This window comes from Streptosporangium carneum (assembly GCF_027922005.1).
GTDB classification, from domain to species: Bacteria; Actinomycetota; Actinomycetes; order Streptosporangiales; family Streptosporangiaceae; genus Streptosporangium; species Streptosporangium carneum.
Genome location: NZ_BSEV01000017.1, coordinates 22,535 through 45,378 on the forward strand (window position 1 = coordinate 22,535; position 22,844 = coordinate 45,378).

Annotated in this window: 17 protein-coding genes and 1 pseudogene; 6 read left to right on the forward strand and 12 right to left on the reverse strand. The window is 71.1% G+C overall.

Features of this window, described 5'->3' with window-relative positions; all coding sequences use genetic code 11:
- The first annotated feature begins 188 nt into the window (after nt 1–188).
- The 4 genes from PKF00_RS29065 (at nt 189) to PKF00_RS29080 (ending at nt 5,099) form a co-directional block, all read left to right on the forward strand.
- Nucleotides 189–1,337 (forward strand): M20 family metallopeptidase, encoded by a 1,149-nt coding sequence (locus PKF00_RS29065; protein WP_271220851.1) that lies wholly within the window; start codon nt 189–191, stop codon nt 1,335–1,337.
- A gap of 13 nt (nt 1,338–1,350) precedes the next feature.
- Nucleotides 1,351–2,238, forward strand: a complete 888-nt coding sequence (locus PKF00_RS29070) for a GNAT family N-acetyltransferase (protein ID WP_271220852.1) — start codon at nt 1,351–1,353, stop codon at nt 2,236–2,238.
- Nucleotides 2,235–3,347, forward strand: a complete 1,113-nt coding sequence (menC, locus tag PKF00_RS29075; protein WP_271220853.1) for an o-succinylbenzoate synthase — start codon at nt 2,235–2,237, stop codon at nt 3,345–3,347. The genes PKF00_RS29070 and menC overlap by 4 nt, the downstream gene beginning before the upstream one ends.
- A gap of 87 nt (nt 3,348–3,434) precedes the next feature.
- Nucleotides 3,435–5,099 carry a PucR family transcriptional regulator gene (locus PKF00_RS29080; protein WP_271220854.1) on the forward strand — a complete coding sequence of 555 codons (1,665 nt, stop codon included), beginning with the start codon at nt 3,435–3,437 and terminating at the stop codon, nt 5,097–5,099.
- On the opposite strand, the gene PKF00_RS29085 is transcribed toward PKF00_RS29080, so the two are convergent.
- The 9 genes from PKF00_RS29085 to PKF00_RS29125 form a co-directional block, all read right to left on the reverse strand.
- On the reverse strand, nt 5,077–7,161 hold the full coding sequence (locus PKF00_RS29085) for a prolyl oligopeptidase family serine peptidase (protein ID WP_271220855.1): 2,085 nt from the start codon (nt 7,159–7,161) through the stop codon (nt 5,077–5,079). The two genes, PKF00_RS29080 and PKF00_RS29085, sit on opposite strands and share 23 nt — an antisense overlap.
- Nucleotides 7,158–8,396 (reverse strand): erythromycin esterase family protein, encoded by a 1,239-nt coding sequence (locus tag PKF00_RS29090; RefSeq protein ID WP_271220856.1) that lies wholly within the window; start codon nt 8,394–8,396, stop codon nt 7,158–7,160. Before PKF00_RS29090 ends, PKF00_RS29085 begins: the two co-directional genes overlap by 4 nt.
- 63 nt (nt 8,397–8,459) lie before the next feature.
- Nucleotides 8,460–10,322 carry an ABC transporter substrate-binding protein gene (locus PKF00_RS29095; protein WP_271220857.1) on the reverse strand — a complete coding sequence of 621 codons (1,863 nt, stop codon included), beginning with the start codon at nt 10,320–10,322 and terminating at the stop codon, nt 8,460–8,462.
- Nucleotides 10,323–10,514: 192 nt separating this feature from the next.
- Complete coding sequence (locus tag PKF00_RS29100; protein WP_271220858.1) at nt 10,515–11,462, reverse strand: ABC transporter permease; 948 nt, start codon at nt 11,460–11,462, stop codon at nt 10,515–10,517.
- Nucleotides 11,459–12,409 carry an ABC transporter permease gene (locus PKF00_RS29105; RefSeq protein WP_271220859.1) on the reverse strand — a complete coding sequence of 317 codons (951 nt, stop codon included), beginning with the start codon at nt 12,407–12,409 and terminating at the stop codon, nt 11,459–11,461. The genes PKF00_RS29100 and PKF00_RS29105 overlap by 4 nt, the downstream gene beginning before the upstream one ends.
- 64 nt (nt 12,410–12,473) lie before the next feature.
- On the reverse strand, nt 12,474–14,498 hold the full coding sequence (locus PKF00_RS29110; RefSeq protein ID WP_271220860.1) for a dipeptide ABC transporter ATP-binding protein: 2,025 nt from the start codon (nt 14,496–14,498) through the stop codon (nt 12,474–12,476).
- 580 nt (nt 14,499–15,078) lie between these two features.
- Nucleotides 15,079–16,464, reverse strand: coding sequence for a serine hydrolase domain-containing protein (locus tag PKF00_RS29115; RefSeq protein ID WP_271220861.1), 1,386 nt, complete (start codon nt 16,462–16,464; stop codon nt 15,079–15,081).
- Between the two features lie 133 nt (nt 16,465–16,597).
- Nucleotides 16,598–18,196, reverse strand: a complete 1,599-nt coding sequence (locus PKF00_RS29120) for an FAD-dependent oxidoreductase (protein WP_271220862.1) — start codon at nt 18,194–18,196, stop codon at nt 16,598–16,600.
- A 101-nt stretch (nt 18,197–18,297) separates the two neighbouring features.
- Nucleotides 18,298–18,927 carry an acyl-CoA-like ligand-binding transcription factor gene (locus PKF00_RS29125; protein ID WP_271220863.1) on the reverse strand — a complete coding sequence of 210 codons (630 nt, stop codon included), beginning with the start codon at nt 18,925–18,927 and terminating at the stop codon, nt 18,298–18,300.
- Nucleotides 18,928–19,232: 305 nt separating this feature from the next.
- Between PKF00_RS29125 and PKF00_RS29130 the strand changes: the two genes are divergently transcribed.
- The gene (locus tag PKF00_RS29130; protein ID WP_271220864.1) at nt 19,233–19,685 is read left to right on the forward strand and encodes a hypothetical protein; all 453 of its coding nucleotides are present in this window, start codon (nt 19,233–19,235) and stop codon (nt 19,683–19,685) included.
- Between the two features lie 147 nt (nt 19,686–19,832).
- On the opposite strand, the pseudogene PKF00_RS29135 reads toward PKF00_RS29130, so the two are convergent.
- The 3 genes and pseudogenes from PKF00_RS29135 to PKF00_RS29145 all read right to left on the reverse strand — a co-directional run.
- Nucleotides 19,833–20,033: pseudogene (locus PKF00_RS29135) on the reverse strand (acetylxylan esterase); the annotation flags it as partial.
- A gap of 13 nt (nt 20,034–20,046) precedes the next feature.
- Entirely contained in the window at nt 20,047–20,418 is a 372-nt protein-coding gene (locus PKF00_RS29140) for a DUF4267 domain-containing protein (protein WP_271220865.1), read from the reverse strand.
- A 249-nt stretch (nt 20,419–20,667) separates the two neighbouring features.
- Nucleotides 20,668–21,657, reverse strand: coding sequence for an NADPH:quinone reductase (locus tag PKF00_RS29145; protein ID WP_271220866.1), 990 nt, complete (start codon nt 21,655–21,657; stop codon nt 20,668–20,670).
- A 241-nt stretch (nt 21,658–21,898) separates the two neighbouring features.
- On the opposite strand from PKF00_RS29145, the gene PKF00_RS29150 reads away from it, so the two are divergent.
- Nucleotides 21,899–22,750 (forward strand): TIGR02452 family protein, encoded by an 852-nt coding sequence (locus PKF00_RS29150; RefSeq protein ID WP_271220867.1) that lies wholly within the window; start codon nt 21,899–21,901, stop codon nt 22,748–22,750.
- Nucleotides 22,751–22,844: the final 94 nt, after the last annotated feature.

The following is a 22,844-nucleotide window of genomic DNA, read 5'->3' on the forward strand; positions in this document are numbered from 1 at the left end:
GCCGCGTCCCAACTTCGCGCACCGATGTTGGCCGACAGGACAAGTTCGCTCGCGGTGCGGCTCACGATGCTTGAGCGGTGTGCCGATTGGAGGTGTCCACTGTGACAGAACGCCGCGCCGTGGCGAACCGGGATCCGCGACGGGCCGGCGCGCCGCCCGCGAACCACGGACGAGCGCGCGAAGCTGCGATGATCGCCGACATCGAACGGCTCGTGTGCTGCGAGTCCCCGTCCGACGATCTGGCCGCGGTCGCCCGCAGCGCGGAGACGGTCGCCGAGGTCGGCGGCCGGCGCCTGGGAGCCGAGGCGGAGCGCGTCGTCATCGACGGGTGCACCCATGTCCGTTGGCGCTTCGGCCGCGAACCACGGGTGCTGCTGATCGGTCACCACGACACGGTGTGGCCGATCGGCTCGCTGGACAGGCGCCCGTTCGAGATCCGCGACGGGGTGCTGCGCGGACCGGGATGCTTCGACATGAAGGCGGGGCTGGTGATGGCGTTCCACGCTTTGGCGGCGCTGGACGACCTGGACGGCGTGACCCTCCTCATCACCGGTGACGAGGAGCCGGGGTCACCCTCGTCGCGGGAGCTCATCGAGAACGAGGCGCGACAGTGCGCGGCCGCGCTGGTCCTGGAGGCCGCCGGGCCTGGCGGGGCCTTGAAGACCGAACGCAAGGGCGTGTCGCGCTACGAGGTGCTGGTGCGGGGGCGGGCCGCGCACGCCGGCCTGGAGCCGGAGCGCGGCGTGAACGCAACGGTCGAGGCGGCCCGCCAGGTCATGGCCGTGGCAGAGCTGGGAGACCCCGCGCTGGGCACGACCGTCACGCCGACCCGCCTGGAAGCGGGCACCACGGTGAACACCGTTCCCGGATCGGCACGCTTCGAGGTCGACGTCCGGGTGTGGGAAGCCGCCGAGCAGCACCGCGTCCACGCGGCGATGCGGGGTCTGCGGCCGAAGCTGCCCGGCGCCGGCGTGGAGGTCAGGGGCGGCCCGAATCGGCCGCCACTTCCGGCCGCGGCGTCGAAGGACCTCTTCGAACGGGCGCGCAGGCTCGCGGACGACCTCGGGGTCGGCCCGCTCGCCTCGATCGCCGTCGGCGGAGCCTCCGACGGGAACTTCACCGCGGGTGCCGGCACGCCCACCCTCGACGGACTGGGGGCGGTCGGCGGCGGTGCGCACGCCGACGACGAGCACGTGCTCACAGCGGAGCTGCCGAAGCGGACGCGGCTGCTCACCGCGCTGGTCGCCGAACTGCTGGCGGCGGAGGGTTGTCCGTCCGAACGAAACGGGCCTCGTCGTCCCGTGCCCTCGGACCAGCTACGGGACGGGACTGGCTGAAACCATGACTGACGTGACCGATCTCATCCGCGACCGTCGCGGGCCCCAGCCCGTCGACGCGGCGTGCGCCGTGGCCGAGGCCGCCGCGCACACCGCGGGCATCGACATCCGCCTCCTGGACAGCGTCAGCGAGCTCGAGGCCGTCCGCCGCCTGTACGAGCACATCTGGCGCACCGGCGAGAACAACCCTCCGGTGACGGCCGACCTGCTGCGCGCGATGACGAAGGCGGGCAGCTACGTGAGCGGCGCCTTCGACGAGGGCGAGCTGGTGGGCGCCTGCTTCGGCTTCTTCTCCCCGCCGGCGCGCGAGACCCTGTTCAGTCACATCGCCGGGGTGCTGGCGCGCATGCAGGGACGCAACGTCGGTTTCGCGCTGAAGCTGCACCAACGTGCCTGGGCGATGCCGCGCGGCATCAGCGAGATCTGCTGGACGTACGACCCCTTGATACGTCGCAACGCGTACTTCAACATCGCCAAGCTGGCCGCCGATCCGGCCGAGTACCTGCCGAACTTCTACGGTCCGATGGACGACGACATCAACCGCAGCGACGACACCGACCGGGTTCTGGTCCGGTGGCGACTGGAGTCGCCCGACGTCGAGGCGGCCTGCGACGGCCGGCCCAGGCTGACCGACGCGGAGGCTGCTCGTGCGAGGGGCGCGGCCGTGGCGTTGAGCGTCTCCGCCGTGGGCGGGCCGGTCGCCGGACGCGCCGGCTCAAGCACCGTGCTCGTCGGCGTCCCCGCCGACATCGAGGCCATGCGGGAGAGCGACCCGGCCTGCGCCGCGGAGTGGCGCAAGGCGGTACGGGAGGTTCTCGGCGAGCTGCTCACAGGGGGCGCGCGGGTACGCGGCTTCGACCGCGCGGGCTGGTACATCGTGGACAGGCAGGAGACAGAGTGAAGATCACCGGAGTCGAGATCCGCATCATCGAGATGCCGCTCGTGTCGCCCTTCCGGACGTCGTTCGGCACGGAGACCGTGCGAGAGGCGCTGCTGCTGCGCGTCGTCACCGACGAGGCCGAGGGATGGGGCGAATGCGGCGCGGGAACGGCGCCCCTGTACTCCTCGGAGTACACCCACGCCTCCGCCGACGTCCTGAGCCGTTTCCTGATCCCGGCGTTGGCCGGGGTGACGGACCTGAACGCGCACAAGGTCGCCCCGGCCCTGGCTCCGTTCAAGGGCCACCGCACGGCCAAGGCCGCGCTGGAGATGGCGGTTCTGGACGCGGATCTTCGCGCCCGCGGCGTCGCCCTCGGTCACGCCCTCGGCGCCGTTCGCGACACCGTGCCGTGCGGGGTGTCCGTAGGGATCACGGAGTCGATCCCCGCGCTGCTCGACGCGGTCGCCGCGTATCTGGAGGCGGGCTACCTGCGGATCAAGCTGAAGATCGAGCCCGGCTGGGACGTCGAGCCGGTCCGCGCCGTGCGCGAACGGTTCGGCGACATCCTGCTGCAGGTCGACGCCAACACCGCCTACCGGCGTGGCGACGCCCGGCACCTGGCCCGGCTCGACCCGTTCGACCTCCTGCTGATGGAACAGCCGCTGGCGGAGGACGACCTCGTCGGACACGCGGAGCTCGCCACGCGGATCACCACACCGATCTGTCTCGACGAATCGATCCTCTCCGCTCGCGCCGCCGCCGACGCGATCGCGCTCGGGGCCTGCCAGGTGGTGAACATCAAGCCCGGTCGCGTGGGCGGTTACCTCGAAGCCAGGCGGATCCACGACGTCTGCGCGGCGCACGATGTCCCGGTCTGGTGCGGCGGCATGCTCGAGACGGGACTGGGGCGCGCCGCCAACGTCGCGCTCGCCGCGCTGCCCGGGTTCCTCCTGCCCGGCGACACCTCGGCGTCCGACCGTTACTACCGGACCGACATCACGCCGCCGTTCCGCCTCGAGAACGGCCACCTCGCCGTGCCGACCGGGCCGGGGCTCGGCGTCACCCCGATCCCGGACGTCCTGGACGCCGTCACGGTCATGACGAAATGGGTACCCGTTCTTTCCCGGTGAGGGATGTCCCGTCCGACGAACGGGGCGGCATCATTTCGTCATGCAGAACGAAGGGCGACGCACCCGCGCTGCGCTAACTTCAGGGGCGTGCTTGACCCTGTGACCAGTCTTCCGCGAGCCAGCCTCGGGCGCGTCCTGGAGGAACTCGGCACCACGCTGCTCGACGTGGTCTGCGGCGACGTCGAGCGTGCCCGCGACATCGGCGGCGTGGTCATCTACGACCCGCTCGACGAGCCGGAGCTGCCGAGCGACGCGCTGGTGATGGGCGTCGGCCTGCACGACCCCGCCGACATCGCGCGGGTCGTGACCCAGCTCGGACGGCACGACGCCGCCGGGCTGGTGGTCCGCGCGCCTGTCGTGCCCGACGAACAGCTCGTCGCAGCGGCACGCGACTCGGGTGTGGCGGTCCTCGCGTTCGCCCGCGGCGCGTCGTGGACGCACCTGGCGGGGATGCTCAGGGCGTTGACCGCCGAGAACGGCCTGTACGACACCGATGCCCCCATGTTCGGCCGGATCCGGTCCGGTGATCTCTTCGCGGTCGCCAACGCCATCGCCGCACTGCTCGACGCCCCCGTCACCATCGAGGACCGCAACTCGCGTCTGCTGGCCTTCTCCAGCCGGCAGGAGGAGGTGGACCCGTCGCGGGTCCAGACGATCCTCGGCCGGCAGGTCCCGGAGCACTACACCCGCATCCTGGAGGAGCGCGGGGTGTTCCAGGCGATCTATCGCAGCGACAGACCCGTTTTCGTGGCGCCTCTGCCCGAGACGGACGACACGTTGCAGCCACCCGAGCTGCCCCGCGCGGCGATCGCGGTGCGCGCCGGGGACGAGATCCTCGGCACGATCTGGGTGGTCGTTCCCGAGCCCCTGAACGAGGAACGCAGCCAGGCGCTCTACGAGGCGTCCAAGCTCGTCGCGATGCACATGGTGTGGCAGCGTGCCGACACGGACATGGAGCGACGGCTGCGGGCGGAGCTGCTGAGCACCGCCCTCGAAAGCGGACCGGGATCGCTCGAGGCGGTTCGCCGCCTCGGTCTGAAGGACGAGCCCGCGGTCGTCCTCGCGCTCACCGTCGTCGGTTCGACGACCCACCATCCCCTGCCGGCGCAGCTCGCCACCGAGCGGAAGCGGCTCGCCGACGCGTTCGCCATGCACCTGTCCGCCGTGCACCCGCGCGCCGCCGCGGCGCTGATCGGCGACGTCGCCTACGGCATCCTCCCCCTTCCGCAGAACCGGCAGGACGCCGAGGAACGCGCGGTCTGGATCGCCACCGAGTTCCTGGCTCGCGTCGGTTCCCGCCTGCGTCCCCTGGTCGGGGTGGGACAGCTCGCCATGGACAGCTCGGCACTCGCTCGATCACGCTCGGGAGCCGAACGAGCGCTGCGCACCCTGCGGTCCGGGGCCGCCGGGCAGCAGGTGGCCCTCCTGGACGACGTCCACGTCGAGGCCCTGTTGCTCGAGCTCGCCGATCTCGTTCCGCGCGGAGACATCCCCAGCGGCTCCATCGCGCGCATCGTCGCCTACGACAGGGAGAACCAGAGCAGTCTGATCGAGACGCTGCGCGCCTGGCTCGACGCCTTCGGCGACGTCGCGGTGGCCTCCGCCGCGATGTACGTGCACCCCAACACGTTCCGCTACCGGCTGCGCCGCGCGGCCGAGGTCGGCCGCATCGACCTCAAGGACCCGAACGCGCGCCTGTCGGCCATGCTGCAGCTGCGCCTGATGTCCATCAGGTCGGCCCCGGACGACTGAGACAGCCCCGCAGGCCGAGTGTCCTGATCAGGAACGCCAGCCATTCGGTGTCCTGCGCGACCGCGACGTCATGGGGGGTCGCCGCGCCGTGGCCCGCGTTGTCGAAGACATGCAGCAGGATCGGCTCCTCTCCCTCCTGGGCGGCCTGCATCCGTGCGGCGAACTTGCGCGCGTGCCAGGGCCGGCAGCGTGGGTCGGTCGCCCCGGCCTGGATGTAGACCGCCGGAAAGACGCCGGGGCTGACCAGCTGGTACGGCGACAGCCGGAGGAGCCGGCGGACCTCCGCCGGATCGTCCGGGTCCGCCCAGGCCTTGCGGATGACGAAGTCGAGGTAGGGGTCCCGGATGCCGCCGATGAGATCCAGCAGCGGCTCCCGCGGCAGCACGGCACGCCACAGGTCGGGCCGTGTGGTGACGGCGACTCCGCACATGAGGCCTCCGTCGGACCCGCCGGTCAGCGCGAGCCGGTCGGCGGTCGTGAGGCCCTTGGCGATGAGGTGCTCGGCGACCGCGACGAGGTCGGCGTCGCGAACGTGCCGCCTCTCCCGATGCGCGGCCTGGTACCAGTCCCGCCCGAACTCACCGCCTCCGCGCAGGTACGCCTGGACGAGGACGCCGCCGGCGGCGACGAAGGCGGCCATGTCCGGCTGGTACTGGGGCAGGAGGGGCACGTTCGCCGCGCCGTACGCGGAGATCAGTGTCGGCGCCGCACGCGTCGGGTCGCCGCAGGACGGGCGCACCACATGGTAGGGAACCGCGACGCCGTCAGGCGCGACGGCCCACCCCGCTTCCAACTCGGCGTCGAGGGTGACCGTCGGGGCCGACAGCGTCTCGAGCTGCGTCTCGCCGGGGCGGTGCCGGTAGACGCCCCAGGAGCTGGTCAGTGTGGAGAAGGCGAAGACGAAGTCGTCCGCGGGAGCGCCGACGGCCAGGGCGGTCAGCGCGAAGAAGGGGGCGGCGAGCGCCCCGCGCCCTGGGAGGGGGACCTCGCCGGTGACGGCGCCCGCGCGATCGATGATCCGGACTCTGGCGAACGTCTGGTCGAACTCGCCGAGGTACAGGTGTTCACCGACCGGGCAGAGGGATCGCAGCACCGTGTCGCCTTCCGGGACGAGCTCGGTCCACCCCGCTGGGTCGTTGGGGTTCGCCGCGTCGAGCGGGATGGCCACCACTCGCCCGCGAGGGGCTGCGACGTCGGTCACGGCGATGTAGCGGTCGCCGACGATGTGGCCTGCGATCGTTCCGGGGCAGTCGGTGACGAAGGGACGCCACGCCGTCCCGGGCTCGGACAGGTCGCGAACCGCGACAGGGATCGGACTGCCCACCCGATGGCTGGCGACGGCCCACCGGCCGTCCGGCGAGATCTGGACGAGCGTGTACTCCCGGGAGCCTTCTCCGACCGGGATCGGTTCCACGGTGGTGTCCCCGGGCGACGTGCCGAGCCGGTGCAGGAACACCTCCTGCCGGAACTCCTGCGGTGAGCCGGTGAGGGCGAAGAAGTAGAAACCGCTGCTGTCGGGCAGCCACGAGACACCGCCGGCCCACGCGCTGTGCAGGACCTGCGTCGGCGCGCCGTCGAGCACCCGCCCCGAGGCCACCTCGACGAGCCGGACGGTGTTGTGCTCGCTGCCGTCGACGCAGACGCCCACGGCCAGGACGCGGCCGTCCGGCGCCGGCGCCAACCAGGACAGGAACGCCGGGCTCTCCTCGCTGCCGAACTCGGCCAGGTCGATCACCGGCCGTCCGTCGCCGAACGGCTGGTCGGCGACGACCACCATGGGCGCCACGCCGTCCGGCGGGGTCACGGCGCGGAACCAGCGGCCGGCTGCGAATCTCGGCAGAGCGGGACGGGACCCGCTGTCGTAGGCCCGGATCAGGTCCCGAACGGCCCCCGGGTCCTGTCCGTCGTGGATGACGGCGGTGGCGAGCTCGGCCTGTCGCCGCTGCCATCGCCGCACCTCATGGGTTTCCTGCTCCAGCCAGCGGTACGGATCCGGCACACGGACGCCCGCGACGTCCTCGAAGACCTCGACGGTGCGGGTGGGCGGGTAGGGAAAGGTCACGGTGACTCCGGCTCCTCAAGCTGTGCGGACTGCTTCACGTCTGGCCCCGCGGCCGCCTCGAACTCCGCGCGGAGCCGCTCGAACGCGCCGGGGACCCGGGTGACCTGGCGAAGGTGGACGAGCGCGTCGTAGGCCGCCGGGAAGTCCTCGACGGGGTCGAGACCGCCGTTGGCGAGCGTGCCGGCGACGCCGTCGAGGAGCTCGCTCGGCGCACGGTGGAGGTCGACGACGGCCGCGGGCGGACCGATGCGGTCCAGCCGCGACTCGATGCAGTTCGACGGCAGGGTCCGCGTTCCGAGGGAGACGTCACAGTCGAACGGGCGCGGGGAGCGCTGCGTGAACCGGACCTCCGGACCGGAGCCGTAGGTCATCCCGACGACGACGAGGTCGGCTCCCAGTGAGGGGGCGAGCAGGCCGCCCATCGTCGGCCGGTCCAGGAACGGCGAACGTCGGACGTGCGCGTTGTGGGCGCTCACGACGACGCGCTGTTCTCGCTCGAGGATCCAGCTCACGGTCTCCGCCATGAACGCCTCCCGCGGGTACGGCCCCGCCGGGGGTGCGTCCAGCTCCTCGACGAACGCATGGAGCGAGGCCGCGCACCGGCGCACGACCTCGTCGCCGAACAGGAGCGCGCGCTCCCCCAGCTCGCGGAGCCCCTCGAGCAGCCGGGCACGATCGGCGACGGGCATGGCCCCGTAGCGGACCGCCGCCTCCGTCCGGCCTCCCAGGTCGCTCAGGCGAAGAAGCTCCTCGTCGCCCGGGAGCCTCGGCATCCGGGCGAGGCAGGCGCGTACCGCAGGGCCGGGTGACGTGGACGAGCCGGGCAGGTCCATCCCGTAGAAGTTGACCTTCGTCGGGCTCTCGGAGTTCCAGCGGCGCATCCAGCGCAGCTGCCGCCGCATCGGCTCGCACTCGCCGAACCGGTAGGTGATGCCGTCGCGGGCGACCGCCTCGACCTGCCCCGCTCCCCCATGGATCCACTCGTTGACGGCCAGTCCCTCGGCGAAACCGGACTCCATCACGAAGCCTGTGAACCCGAGCTCCCTGACGAGGATCCGGAACAGCCGGTCCTTGAGCCCGTAGAACTCGGTGATGTTGTGCGCCCCCTCGCCGAGGGCCACCACCCGCGCGTCGCCGACCAGGTCACGCACCGTCTCGAGATCGTCGAGGTCGGCGGCCTCCGGGTCGATTCGGCGGAGCGGCCGGGCGAACGTGTTCACGCCGGGGATGGGCATGTGTCCTCCTGGATGCCGGTCGGCTCGATGGCCGTGCGGGCCACGAGCCGGCCGGCAGCCGAACTAGTTGTGGAAGTACCACAGCTCCGGGGTGTACAGGAAGCTGAGCAGGGCGTTGAACGACGACTGCGGACCGGACAGGGTGTTCTTCCACACGACCAGGGTGTGGGGGGTCGGGAAGAAGAGCACGGGCAGGTCCTCGGCGAGGCGGGTCACCTCGGTCGAGAGGACCTTCTCGTCCGCTCCGAACGTCGAGGCGTTGATCAGCTTGTCCACCTCGGCGTTCTGGTAGCTGCCCAGGTTGAAGCTGCCCTCCGTGTTGAACACCGTGTTGCTGCTCGGGTACCCGGCCGCCAGATACAGGGGCCCGAAGTCCTGCATCGCCCACTCGTTCTTGGTGGCGGGCGCGAAGGTGTTTCCGTAGTTGGCGTACATGTAGTTGAGCGCCTTGCTCACGATCTTGACCTCGACGCCGAGCTTCTTGGCCGCCGACGCGAACGCGATGTCGCGGGCGCCGACGTACGCCGGGGTGTTCGCGGAGGCCAGGGTGAAGCTGATCTTCTGCCCCTGCGGAATGCCGGCGCCGCACTCGCCGGGCCCGGTGCCGGGGCGCACGCAGGTGGTGGAGCCGTCCGGCACCACCTTCCAGCCGTTGTCGGTGAGCAGCTTCTCGGCGGCGGCGGGGTCGTGCGGGTAGGGCGGCCTGTCGCCGAACCCGGGCGGGTAGGGGGAGCCGCTGCCCGCCGTGCTGTAGTTCAGGGAGCCTGCGCCGTTGTAGATGCCCCTGCTGTCGATGTACCCCTGCTGGTCGATCAGGCGCTGCAGGGCCTGCCGGACGTACGGCTGCGAGACGACCTTGTCGAAGTTGTCGACGGTGTTCTTGAAGTTGATGGTCAGCGCGTCGAACCGGGCAGGCGCGGGGGCGCCGTAGACGTTGTATCCCTTGGCCTTCAGCGCGTCGATCTGGGTGATGAAGCTGGAGTCCAGCGTGCCGACGGTCAGGGTGCCGGCCTTGAACTGGTTGAGCACCGCGGCGGCGGAGGTGAAGGCCTTGAAGTCGATCTGGTCGAGCCGCGAATCACCCGGTCCGCTGTAGGACTCGTTGGGGGCCAGCGAGAACGAACCGGTCGTCGAGTCGAAGCTCTTGAGGCGGTACGGGCCGTTGACCACCTGCCAGAGCGGGTTGCTGGCGAACGTGGACTGGGACTCGGACTCCTTCGTGAGGTACTTGTAGATCGCCGTCGCGTTCTTCGGCTTCGCGTAGTCCAGGTGCGGCCCCCCAGAGCGGGCGATGTTCCACTCCGTGGAGGGCATCACGTACAGCAGCGTCAGCATGGACAGCAGGTACGACGGGTTGTACGCGGTCTCCAGCTTGAGGGTGAGCGTGTCCGGCGCGGCGGCTTCCGCCGTGACTCCGTCGGGGAACTGCCCCGGGGTGTAGAAGCTCCAGTTTGCCGGGCTCTCCGCGAGTGCGGCCTTGAGCAGGGCGAGGGAGAAGACGACATCGCCGGCCGTGACCGGAGTGCCGTTGGACCACTTGTAGTCCTTCATCTTGATGGTCACGGTCTTGCGGTCGGGGCTGTAGGCGGGGGCCTGGGCCAGGCTCAGCTCGGCGTCCACGATCTGGTCGCCCTCTCCGCTGGGCCGGTAGAGGGAACGCCACATCAGCCCACGGGCGATGACGGTCCCGTTGGCGGACGCCGGCGGATAGGGATAGATGTAGTTGGGGCTGAGTCCCGGGGTCAACGCGACTGTGGCCGTCCCGCCGTCCTTGGGGTTGCCCGACTGTTTCGGCTGGGCCTTGTAGCTGTCGGCGACGTCCTTCGTCGCGCCTCCGCCGCCGGTGCACGCGGTGGCGAGCACCGCGACCACGGCGGCGAGCGCCACGGAGAGGCGTCCTCGCCGCTTACCGGACACGTGCGTCATTGATGGCTCCCTACATGTGGGGTGAAGATGCGCGGAGGGGTGAGGACGCGAGAACGGTGCGTGGTCGAGGCCTCCGCGACGTGGGTCGAAGATGCCCCACCGGCATTCGCCCGTGTTGGGCGGACCCGACAATTCCTCGCACCCGTGTCCGTCGCGGCGCACAGATCGGGCTCCACTGACGTTCACCGTTCCTCAGTCGGCCCGTCGCCCGACCGCGTCCCGGAGCGCGTCCGCGAGCAGGTTGAGCGCCAGCACCGTGAGGATGATGCAGCCACCGACGGGGTAGATCAGCCACCAGTAGTCGGCGGAGATGTAGGTGACGCCGCTGGCGAGCTGACTGCCCCAGTCCGCGGTGGGGTACGTCAGGCCGAAGCCCAGGAATCCCAGGGCGGCGACGACGAGGACCGCGTCGGCGACCTGGAAGGTGATGTTGACGATGATCACGCCGAGCGCGTTCGGGATCAGGTGGGTGAGGATGAGCCGCCGGCGGGACGCGCCCATCACCCGTGCGGCCAGCACGAACTCCCGTACCCGCAGCGTCAGGACCTCACCGCGGACCAGCCGGGCGGAGACGAGCCAGGAGAACCCGCCGATGACGAGACTCAGCGACAGGGCGTTCGCGTGGAAGCGCGCCGACAGGATCAGGACGAAGAACAGGAAGGGCACCGACAGCATGATGTCGACCAGTCGCATCAGGAACCCGTCGACCACTCCCCCGGCGAGTCCGGCGACGGCGCCGTAGACGGTGCCGATCGTGGTCGCGAAGAGCGCGGCGAGGAGCCCGATCTGCAGGGACACCTGACCGCCTTCCATCAGCCGGCCCAGCACGTCGAACCCGTTGGTGTCCGTCCCGAGCGGATATCCGGGGCCGGGGGGCAGGGCCGCGTTGACCAGGTCCACCTCGGTCTGGTTGGTGTGGTACAGCAGCGGGCCGAGGAAGCAGAACCCGGCGATGAGCACCAGGAGCAGCCCGCCGGTGAGGCCGAGCGGGTTCCGCCGCAGCCAGCGCAGCGCCGACCGCGCCGAGACCGGGTTCCTCGCCGTCGTGATCTCGGCCTCGGCCCGGGCTGCCGCATCCGTCGCGGTGTCCGCTGCGGCATCCGTCGCGGTGGTCATGGCGTCCATGTCTCGTGAGGTCATTTGCTCAGCTCGATTCGGCGGTCGGCGACCGCGACCACGAGGTCGGCGACGAAGTTGCCGGCCACGGTCAGGACGCCGCCGATGAGGGTGTAGGCGAGAAGCACCGGATAGTCCTCGCGTTGCAGGCTGTTGAGGAACAACAGGCCCAGGCCGGGGTAGTTGAAGAGCGACTCGACGATCAGGTTGCCCGCCAGGAGCGTGGGGACGAGCGTGCCGACCAGCGTGATCAGCGGCAGACAGGCGTTGCGCAACAGGTGGCGTGTCAAGATCAGCCGCTCCGGGAGTCCCTTGGCCCGCGCGACCCTGATGTAGTCCTGACCGAGCTGGTCCAGGGCGGAGGAGCGCTGATACTGGGAGAAGATCGCGACGCTGGTGACGGCGAGCGTGATGACGGGCAGTGCCATGGCCCGCGGATCGGTGAAGACCACCCACGGGGAGTGCGACTGGGACGCCTCGGCCGGGAAGATGGGCAGGGCCTGGCTGAAGACGGCGATCAGTATCAGCCCGAGCAGGAACGACGGTGTCGCGTAGAGCACGTACGACGCCGCGGTGGCGGCCCGGTCGACGAACCTGTTGCGTCTGACAGCCTGCAGGATGCCGAGCGGGACGGCGATCAGCAGCGCCAGGACCAGGCCTGCCGCCGAGAGCATCGCGCTGCGACCGGCGTTCTGCCACAGCAGGGTCCCCACGTCCTCGTTCAGTTTGTAGGACCTGCCCAGGTCTCCGTGCGCGAGCTGGTCGAGGTAGCCGACGTACTGCGCGACGACCGGCCGGTCGAAGCCGTGTTCCTGGTTGAAGGCCGCCACCGCCTCGGGCGAGGCGCGCTGTCCCAGGACGACGCGCCCCGGGCTGTCCGAGACGAGGTGCAGGAGGAAGAACACGACCGCGGAGATCCCGAGCAGAACGAGGAAGGAGATCGCCAGGCGTCGGGCCACGTACCAGGTCATCTGTGCGAATCCCCTTTCCATGAGATCTGCGAGCGTGTCCCCGCTGGGGTGTGCCGGAGATGTGTCATCGCGTCGTCAGCTCCGCCGACCGCTTCTGCTGCAACGGGTGGTGGCAGGCGACCCGGTGTGTGCCGGCGAGCGGTTCCAAGGGGGGCTCCGTCTCGGCGCACAGTGCGGTTGCCAGCGCGCACCGGGTGCGGAACCGGCAGCCGCTGGGCGGGTCGATGGGACTCGGCAACTCGCCGCGCACCCTCGCGCTCAGCCGCGGACGCCGCGTCCGCGGGTCCGCCTCGGGGACCGCCGCGAGCAGCCCCGCCGTGTAGGGGTGCGCGGCGGCGCCGTACACCTCCTCGGTGGTGCCGGTCTCGACCAGCTTGCCCAGGTACATGACACCGACCCTGTCGGCCAGGTACCGCACGACCGCGAGGTCATGTGAGATCACCACACTGCTGAGCCCGCGCTCGAGCTGGATGCGGCGCATCAGGTTGAGGACCTGGGAGCGGATGGAGACGTCCAGCGCGCTGACCGGCTCGTCGGCGACCAGCACCTTCGGGTCCAGGGCGAGCGCGCGGGCCAGGCCCACCCGCTGCCGCTGCCCCCCGGAGAGCTCGTGGGGGTAGCGCTCCATGACGCCGGCGGGCAGGCCCACGTCCTGCAGCAGCTCGCGGGCACGAGCGGTCCTCTGGGCGCGCGTGCCGACGCCCTGGATCGCCAGGGGTTCGCGCAGGATCGTGCCGATGCGCATCCGGGGGTCGAGGGAGGCGTTCGAGTCCTGGAACATCATCTGCAGCTGAGTACGGCGCGCCCCGAGAGCACGTGCGCTCATCCGGGTGACCGGCTCGCCGTCGAAGATCACCTCACCGGAGGTGGGCCGGTCCAGGGCCACGAGCATCCTGCCCAGGGAGGACTTGCCGCAGCCCGACTCTCCGACGAGCCCGAACGTCTCGCCCGCCGCCACCTCGAAACTCACGCCGGAGACCGCCTTCACGGTACGGCGCCGGCCGAAGAGACCCGCACTGCCCGCCGGATACTCGCGCCTCAGGTCGACGACGCGCAGTCGCGGCGCCGCTTCTCGCTCGGGGAGGATCGCCGTCGAGGCGGCGAACCGCGCACGGACCCTGGCCGTCGGGCCGGAGGCCGGATGCCAGCACGCGTGGGCGTGCCCGTCCTCCTCCGTCGAGAGGGCCGGCTGCTCCTCACGGCACCGATCCGTCGCGGCGTCGCAGCGCGGCGCGAAGGGGCAGCCGACGTGAGCCACGGTCAGGTCCGGCGGGGCGCCCGGGATGCTGAAGAGCTCCTCGCTCCGGTCATGGGTGAGCGAGGGGATCGAGGACAGCAGCGCGTGCGTGTAGCGATGCCGCGTCCGGCTGAAGAGCACGGGCGTCGGGCCGGTCTCGGCGACGCGCCCGCCGTACATCACTCCGACGCGGTCGGCGTGCCGGGCGATCACCCCCATGTCGTGCGTGATGAGGATCATCGACATGCCCAGCCGGGACTTGAGGTCGTCGAGGAGCTCGAGGATCTCCGCCTGGATCGTGACGTCGAGCGCCGTGGTCGGCTCGTCGGCGATGACGACCCGTGGCTCGCACACCAGCGCCATCGCGATCATCACGCGTTGCCGCATGCCGCCCGAGAGCTGGTGCGGATAGTCGTCCAGCCGCTCGGCCGGTCGCGGCAGCCCGACCAGGGCGAGCATCTCCTCGGCGCGCCCGCGCGCGGCTCGCTTCGACGCGCCCTGGTGCAGGCGCACCGGTTCGGCGACCTGCTCCCCGATCCGCCGGGTCGGGTTCAACGCCGTCATCGAGTCCTGGAACACCATCGCGACGTCGTTGCCGCGGATGGCCCGGTACTGCGCCGCGGGAAGCCCGACGAGTTCCTTGCCGCCCAGGTCGATCGATCCGCCGGTCACCCGGCCCCCGGCGGGCAGCATGCCCATGATCGCGAAACCGGTCATGGACTTGCCGGACCCGGTCTCACCGACGATTCCCAGGGTCTCACCGCGGTTCAGCGCCAGGTTGACGCCCGAGACGGGACGGACGACCCTTTCGCCGCGCCGGATCTCGACCGACAGGTCGCGAATCGTCAGCACGCGATCGCCGTTCGCAGGCCCGCGCGTGTCCTCGGAACCATCGGCCGTGCTTACGGCAGTGCTCTCCACATCCACTCGACGATAGTGGGACGCAATCCCCCTGGCGGTGTTTGTTTCGTTCATCGAATCTTCAGGCCCGCGTTCGTCCGCGTGCACGAACTGATCGTCATGGTGAGGGCGGCGGGACGCGCACGGAACCAACTGAACCGGGCATGTTCATGTGTGCGCTCCAAGCACAGGGGGGCTCAGGCGACGCCGTGGTGAACGGCCGTCCCGGCCGAGCCCTTCGATCCGGGCGGGTACGCGTCGGAGGGTACCCGCTCGACGAAGGTGCGTTCGCGGCGCGGAGAAGAGGCACGGAGAGAAAGCGCGGAGAAAAAACGCAAAGAGAGGCGTGCAGAAGAGGAGCGTCCGCGCGCAGGAGCACGTCAGGATCACCGGCCGCGTCGACGGCGCCGGGGCGGCCGGCGCTCTCCGGGGAACTCCGGGGAACTCCGCCCGGCGCTCACCCCGGCCGGGCGGCCGGTGGGCGCGGCGGGTCACCGCGCATGTCAGCGGTGAAGGCGCCGGTCCGGGTCGTTCATGACGACACACGCCTGTCGGCTCGGCCGGTGTGCAGATACAGCGCGTGTCCCTCTCCGTCGTCACCGAGGAACGCGAGCGGCGCGTGGGCGCCGCGCTCGGGTTCGACCGGGAGCAGCGTGTCACCGCGCCAGGCGACCAGCTCCGTCCGATACGGCACTTCGTCCAGCTCGGCGGTGATTCCGATGGGAGTGCGCTCCAGCCACAGCCGCCCCTCCTCGTCCTGGCTCACCGCGGTCTCACATGTGCTCGAGACGTAGGTGCCGACGTACCGGGACGCGTCCGGCGAGGGCGCGGCCGGATCGGGCGTCGGCTGCCGGGGCGGCTCGACGCCGCCGAGCTCGTGGAGCACGCGGCCCGCGATCTCGGTGTGCACCGGCCGCGGCAGGCCGCCGTTGGTGAGGATCGCCAGCGCCACGTCACGTCCCGGCACCGCGCGCAGGAACGCCGACTGGCCGATGGTGTTGCCGTCGTGGCCGAAGACCGTCCCGCCGGGGAGATCGAAGAGTTCCCATCCCAGGCCCCAGGCCGTGCCCTGGTTGATGTCGGGCAGCGTGACCTGTGGCCGCTGCATGGCCCTGACGCTCGCCGGGCTCAGCACGGAGCCGCCGTCCGGGCCAAGCCCGCCGGCAAGGTGCATGCGGGCGAAGACCAGCAGATCGCGAGGGCGCATCGCCAGCATCGACCCGGCCGGCGCGTTCGAGCGTGCCAACGCCCAGACGCGGGTCGGCTCGAGCGGGGCGCCCGGCGCCGGCTCGATGTGTCCCACCGCCGTGCGGTGGATGATCGCCTCGTACGGATCGTTCGCGGCATGGGTCAGGCCCAGGGGGGTGAACAGGTGCGTCCTCATGCAGACGTCGAACGGCTTCCCCCGTACGACCTCGACGATCCGGCCCAGTACGCAGAAGCCGGCGTTGTTGTACGAGAACATCTCGCCGGGCTCGAACAGCTGCGGCACCTGGTGCAGGACGCCCACGTACTTCTCGAGGCAGTCGTCGCCCTTGCCCGTGTCGGTGAAGATGTCGCCCTCGAAACCTCCGACGTGACACATCAGCTGCCGCACGGTGACCCGCTCGGCTGCCCGCTCGTCGGCGATCCGGAACTCGGGGAGATAGGTCCGCACCGGAGCGTCGAGATCCAGCATCCCCTCGTCGACCAGCTGCATGGCCAGCGTCGCGGTCAGCACCTTGGTGACCGAGCCGATCTGGAAGAGGGAGTCGACCGTGGCCTCGACGCCCGTGGCCGTGTTCAGCGTCCCGGCCGCGACGTCGATCGTCTCGTCGCCGGCGCAGACCGCCACCGCCGCCCCGGGCACCCGGTTCTCGGCGAGCAGGTCCGGCAGCCGGCGCCGCAGCCACGTACGGATCTCATCCAGCTTCGACACCGGCACCCCTCCTGGCTTCACTCCGGACGAGCATAGGGGCGGCGGGAACGGCGGCGTTCGTCCGCTCCCACCGCGAGCGGCACGTCGGTTCGTAGGGTCGGCCAAGCCTCGGAGTCCCGGAACAGAACGATCTTCAGCTCGGACGCGCCGCCCGGCTGTGAGACGACCGATTCGGCCGGAGCCGCGGGCCGGGGCCGAACCACCGCAGCGTGGCCGCCCTGAGTGCCTCCAGCTCCGCGGAATCCGGTCGGGGTGACGCGGACGCCCAGGCCACGTAGCAGTCCGGTCGTAGGAGGACTGCGGTGGGTGCGGAGATCCGGGGGCGTGCGGTGACGATGTCGACGCGGTCGTGCCACTCGGACAGCGTCTTCGCCGGCGATGCGTCCTCGGTCAGGTCCAGCAGCAGAGGGCGGGCGGTCGTGGTCAGTTCGGCCAGCCGGACCGTCCCGTTCGGGGTGTGCAGTTCCATGTCCGGGGCGAACCTGCCGACCAGCGGATGCGTCTCGGGTGCGCCCATGTCGTAGCGGACGTCGGCGCCCGCGGCGAGTTCGGCGAGGCGCCGCACGGTGTCCGGGTCGCCGAGCAGTTCGGTGAACAGTTCGCGCAGTCCGGTGACGTCGTCGCCCGGCGCGATCAGCGCCGACTGTGCCTGCGCGTTCACCACCATGCGGCGGGCCGCCAGCCGCCGCTCCGTCTCGTAGCTGTCCAACAGGCCGGAGGGGGCGCCGCCGCGGATCTCGGCGGCGAGTTTCCAGCCGAGGTTGATCGCGTCCTGCAGGCCGAGATTGAGCCCGGGGCCGCCCCCCGTGGCGGCGTACACGTGGGCGGCGTCGCCGATCAGGAACACCCTGCCGTCGGAGAAGCGTTCGGCGACTCGCGTGTTACCGCCGGTCAACCGGCGCAGCACATGCGGCCCCTCACCGTCGGGCGGACCGAGTGGCACCTCGACGCCGAGCACCCGGCGGACGCTCGCCCGCAGCTCCTCCAGGCTCATCGCGGCGTCGGTGTCGGGCTGATCCCACTCCGTGGTGCTGACCAGCGGCGGGTGGCCGGGCATCGGCGCGTAGGAGAAGCCTCCATGCTCGACGCGGTGGGGCAGGAACGGCAGGACGGCGCCGTAGCCGGGCACGTTCAGCGCGCCGGTGGCGGGATCCACCCACTCTTTCGGGACCGTGGCATGCGCCGTGCGGACAGTCATCCGGTCGTAGGTGAGGCCGGGAAAGCCGATGCCCAGCAGCTTGCGCGTGAGGCTGTGGGATCCGTCCGCGCCGACGAGGTACCGGGCCCGCAGCCGGTAGGCCCCGCCCGGGCCCGCGACGTCGGCGGTGACCGCGTCGTCGTCCTGCGACAGGCCGACGACCTCGTGTCCTCGCCGGATCTCCACGCCGAGTTCGAGGGCGCGCTCCTGCAGGACCTGCACGATGCGGCGCTGCGGCACCGGCAGGGAGTAGACCGGGCTGTCCTCCAGCAGGCTCAGGTTCAGGCCCATCGCGGCGAACATGAAGTACGCGGAGTTCGGCCGCGGCGGCTCAGGGCTGCCGCTGAGACGTTCGTGCAGTCCGCGGCGGTCGACCATTCTCACGACCTGGCCGAGCAGCCCGTTCGCCTTCGGCTCTTCGCTCGGCTCCGCCGACCGCTCCAGCACGACCGGCCGGACCCCGGCCAGGCCCAGTTCGCAGGCCAGCATCAGCCCGTTCGGGCCGCCTCCGACGATGACGACATCTGTGATCACCGAGGTGTTCTCCTGTTCGCGCAGAAAACCAGAAAAAGGGCATGACGAATCGACCCGGCACCGGCAGGGCAAGGTAGAGCGAGGTCGGTGCGCCCGGGTCCTTACGGAACCGGAAGGCCCGCGGCGAGTTGGGCGAACACCTCTCGCAGCAGTGGGGCGAGCGGGATGGGCGGATCGGCGCGCAGGCAGTGCTCCAAGGCCACGGCGCTGCCCGCCCCGACCACGGCGGCGACCAGTCTGGGGTAGAGGTCATGCGCCACGTCGGTGCCGGTGCGCTCGGCGACGGCCTTGGCCAGCTCATCCTGCGCGGCCGCGTTCGCCTTGAGGACCTCGCCCTGCAGCGCAGGCTCGGCCAGCAGGAGCCGGAGCGCGTCCCGCCAACGCCGGGCGCCGGGAGACTCGGCACCCGTTTCGCCTCCTGGGGCGAACTGGGCCTGCACCGCGTTCACGATCGAGTCCCACAGAGGCTCGGAGCCCGGCCTCGCCCGCAGTTCCTCGGCGATCCGCAACGCCCGCTCCAGGTGGCCGGCGGCGATCGCCTCGGCCTTGCTGGAGAAATAGTTGCGGAAGGTGCGCACGGACACGTTCGCCGCCGCGGCGATGTCCTCCACGGTCACGTTGTCCCACCCGCGTTCGATGCACAGGCGGATCGTGGCCTGGTTCAGCGCGAGGCGGGTCTCCCGCTTCTTGCGCTCACGCAGACCGATACCGACATCCCCTTCAGCCGTCATGTCCGCCACCGTAGCAAATCTTGCAAAAAATGCAAAGATGCCGTTTCGGCAAGATTACTGGAGTGGTGCGCGACCTGTCCGGCGGCGGAAACCGGCGGCTCGGCCCGGGATGAGCACGAGCCGCGTTCACCGACGCCGACCCGCGAACTCCCGCGGCCCCGCCGGGCGCAGTCGGACACGGAACCGTTGCGGCGCGCGGACGAGGCGAGAACCTCTGAGATGCTAGCGACGGGAAAACGTGCCCCTATATAGCTATATACGCTGGGATAAATGTTCGAATATGCCCGGCAGAGAGGACGCTCCTCGTGCCCATCGCCTTCAAGTACGCCGACGACGCCGAACGACAGCACGCCGAGAAGCTCGCCGCGGCACGCCAGCAGCTCGCCCACGAAAAAGGGCTCCTGCCGACGTGGGAGGAGCTGACCGACGAGGAACGCGAGCAGTCCACGGTGGAGGCGGCCGGGTGGCTGCGGGCCGGACGCCGGGCCGGACTGTACGACTTCGACGGGGCCCCGCCGGTCACCGCCGTGGTGCGCGACACCAGCGGGAAGCCGATCCCCAGGGAGCACTACGAGGCCTTCCTGCGCGACTGGATCGAGAAGAACGGCACCGGGGAACGGCTCGCCATGCTGGACAGGGCGGAACTGTCCGTCGTGACCGCGCTGCTGAACGAGTTGTGCGGTGTCTACCCCAAGGAACGGCTCGGCCAGATCGTCCGGGAGATGGCCGTGGAGCTGAACGACCGGGGTGGTGTCTGACCGATTCCCGCGCCCGCCCCTTGGACTCGGCCGTCTGGTCGGTGACAGGCGTGTTCGGGATCGGATGAACCCGCCCGAGCGATCTCCTCGGCGGGGACGCCGTGCCGAGGCGCGCCTCGGTTCGGATGCGTCCCCGGACACCGTGGGTCAGCTCCAGTGCTCACGCAGCCAGCGGATCCGCCGGACGTCCTGGCTCATCCCGTGTACCGCGACCCGGCCGGGATCCACCGCGGGGTGGCCGCGGGCGACCCCGACGGCGCGCACCGCGTCGGTGAACACCCGGCGGTAGTAGTGGCCGCCGGGGTCGAGCACGCCGCGGGCCAGGAAGCCGGGGGCCTTCGAACAAGGGGGGTTACGCGGTTCAGGCGGCGAACAGCAGAGCGGCGCTGACGAGGACGATGACGGCGGTGGCGAAGTGGATGCCGAAAGCCGCGGCCTTGGTGCCGCCGTGGCGCAGGACGATGAAGGTGTCCCCGAGGGGGGTGAGGGCGACCGCCAGCATGAACCAGGCTGCGGCGTCGGTGTCGGCGAAGGCGAGCAGGGCCAGGCCGATGACGCCGGAGGTGAGGTCGCGCAGGCCTTTGACGGTCAGGTAGGCGGCGTCGCCGTCGGGCTTGGCGGGCACGCCGTAGCCGGCGGCCGCGGCACGGGGCTGCAGCAGGAATCGGGCGCCGATGAAGACGACGAAGAGGCTGAGAACGACGGCCAAACCGTAGGCGAGGGGGGCAAGCATGGTCCACTCCGACTTCTAGCGTTGCTAGCAATTGGGCCGACACTAGCAGATCGTCGACAATGATCCTAGCGGCGCTAGAAAACGCAGGTGTGTCGATTCAGGTGCGCCGGGAGCGCGAGCGCGGCGAGCTGCGCGAGGCCGTCCGGCGCTGCCGATCAGCCGTTTCACCTGCGGATCCGCCTGAACAGCGCAGCTCCCCGGGGTGGGGAAGGCCCCGGGCTCTCCGGGGTCCGCGTGTTCCGGGCCTGGTCAGGGGTGCAGCACGAGCCGGCCGTTGACGCGGCCGTCCTCCAGCCTGCGATGCGCCTGGGCGGCCTGCGACAGCGGGAGACGGTCGGCGATGCGGGGGTGCCACCGGGTGGTGCGCAGCAGGCGGGCGACGCCGTCGGCCGCGTCGGCGAGGTCGGCGGTAGAGGCGTTGCTGATCGCGAACCCCACGACGCCGGCGTCGCGGGTGTAGAGCCGGCCGACCGGCAGCACCGGCGCGGCGCGCAGGCCGACCATTGCCACCAGGCGCCCGCCGTGGGCGAGGAGGTCGACTCCGGTGGCCAGTTCGCCGTGTCCGGAGGTGTCCACGTGGAGGTGGTAGCCGCCGGGCGCGGCCGCCCGCAGGCCGTCGGCCAGGCCCGGGTCGTGGTAGTCGAGGACCTCGGCGACGCCCAGTGCGCGGACGCGGGCGAAGTCGCCGGGACGCGCGGTGGCGACCACGTGCGCCCCGGCCGCCGCGGCCAGGGCCACGGCCGCGGAGCCGACGTTGCCGGCCCCGCCGCCGACGTACACGCTCTGCCCGGCTCGCAGCCGCCCGTGCCGGAACAGGGCGAGCCAGGCGGTGGCGGCGGGGTGGGCGGCCGCCACCAGGTCAACCGGGTCGACCCCCGGCGGGACCGGGTACAGCCGGTCGGCGGCGACCGCGGCGTACTCGGCGAAGGAGCCCTGTCGCCCGGCGTGCCCAAGGCTGTTGCACCACACCGGCTGCCCCGGCGCGAACCCGACCGCGCCGGGGCCCGCGGCGGCGACCTCGCCGACCAGATCCCGGCCGATCACGAACGGCGACGGCATGGGGGTGGGGTAGGCGCCCGACCGCACGAAGACGTCCACCGGATCGACGGCCACCGCCCGCACCCGCACCAGGACGTCGGTGGGGCCGATGACCGGCACCGGTATCTGCCCGTACCGGATGCTCTCGGCCGGACCGGGCTCCGTGACATAGGCGGCATGCATGTGGGCGGGCAGGGACATCGGCGCACTCCCTCGTGTTCGCGGTTGTCGACGTGTTCACCTACGTTCCCCGAGCGGTGCGGCGAAGAAGCGGAGGACACGGCGCCCGACTCCTCCGACGTCCTGCCCGGTCCCGGGCGACCGTCCCGGGGCCGGCCTCGAGCGCGATCAGCCCCCGGCCGTGTGCGACCCTGGCACCGGTCGTCGGGGTGACGAAAAACCGTTCGCCCGGTGAAACGGCCACGGCCTACCGTGTGGACGCGTGAGCAGACGTTTGCGCGGGTTCGCCGCTGTCAACGCCCAGATCATCGCCGACGGCGAGTACACGACCGACGACGGAGCCGTCGTCGTCGTGGGCCCGGCGCTGAAGGCGGCGATCTCCGGCACCGTGAGCCATCCACCCGACGGACCCCTCGATGCGCCCGCGGCGACCGGTCACCGGACGTCTTTCGAGGTGACGGCTGAAAGCAGCCTTCAGGCAGCGCGACGGCTGCACCTCGCCGGAGCCGAACGGATCGCCGTTTTGAACTTCGCCTCGGCCCGTAACCCCGGAGGGGGCTACCTCGGCGGCGCCAAGGCGCAGGAGGAGGATCTCTGCCGCAACGCTCTGCTGCATCCCTGTCTCCTCCAGGCTCCCGACTACTACGCCGCCCACCGCGATTCCCCTGACCTGCTCTACAGTCACCGCGTCATCTGGTCCCCCGGCGTTCCCGTGCACCGCGACGACGACGGCCGATTGCTGGCCGACCCGTATCCGGTCTCGTTCCTGACCTGCCCCGCCCCCAACGCCGGACAAGCGCTGCGTCGTGACCCGAGCGTGGGGAGCCGAATCCGGCGTGTGCTCCACCAGCGTGCGGAACGAGTCCTGGCCGTGGCCGCTCACCACGGCGCGAGCCGGCTGGTCCTCGGCGCCTGGGGATGCGGAGTGTTCCGCAACGACCCGCGCCAGGTCGCCGAGGCGTTCCAGGTTCATCTCACCGCGGGTGGCGCGTTCTCGACCGCGTTCGAACGGGTCGTCTTCGCGGTCTGGGACCGCTCACCTGACTCCGCCAACAGGGCCGCGTTCACCGAACGTTTCGCCTCCGCGGAGGAGCCGGCCTCCGAAAGGCCGTGACACGAGGCCGATGTGGCTCCAAGGGTGAGTGCCGACCTCGCCCTCCGGCGCGTTTCCGCTCCGCTTCGCGGTGCTCCCGCCGGTCCTGGTCTCC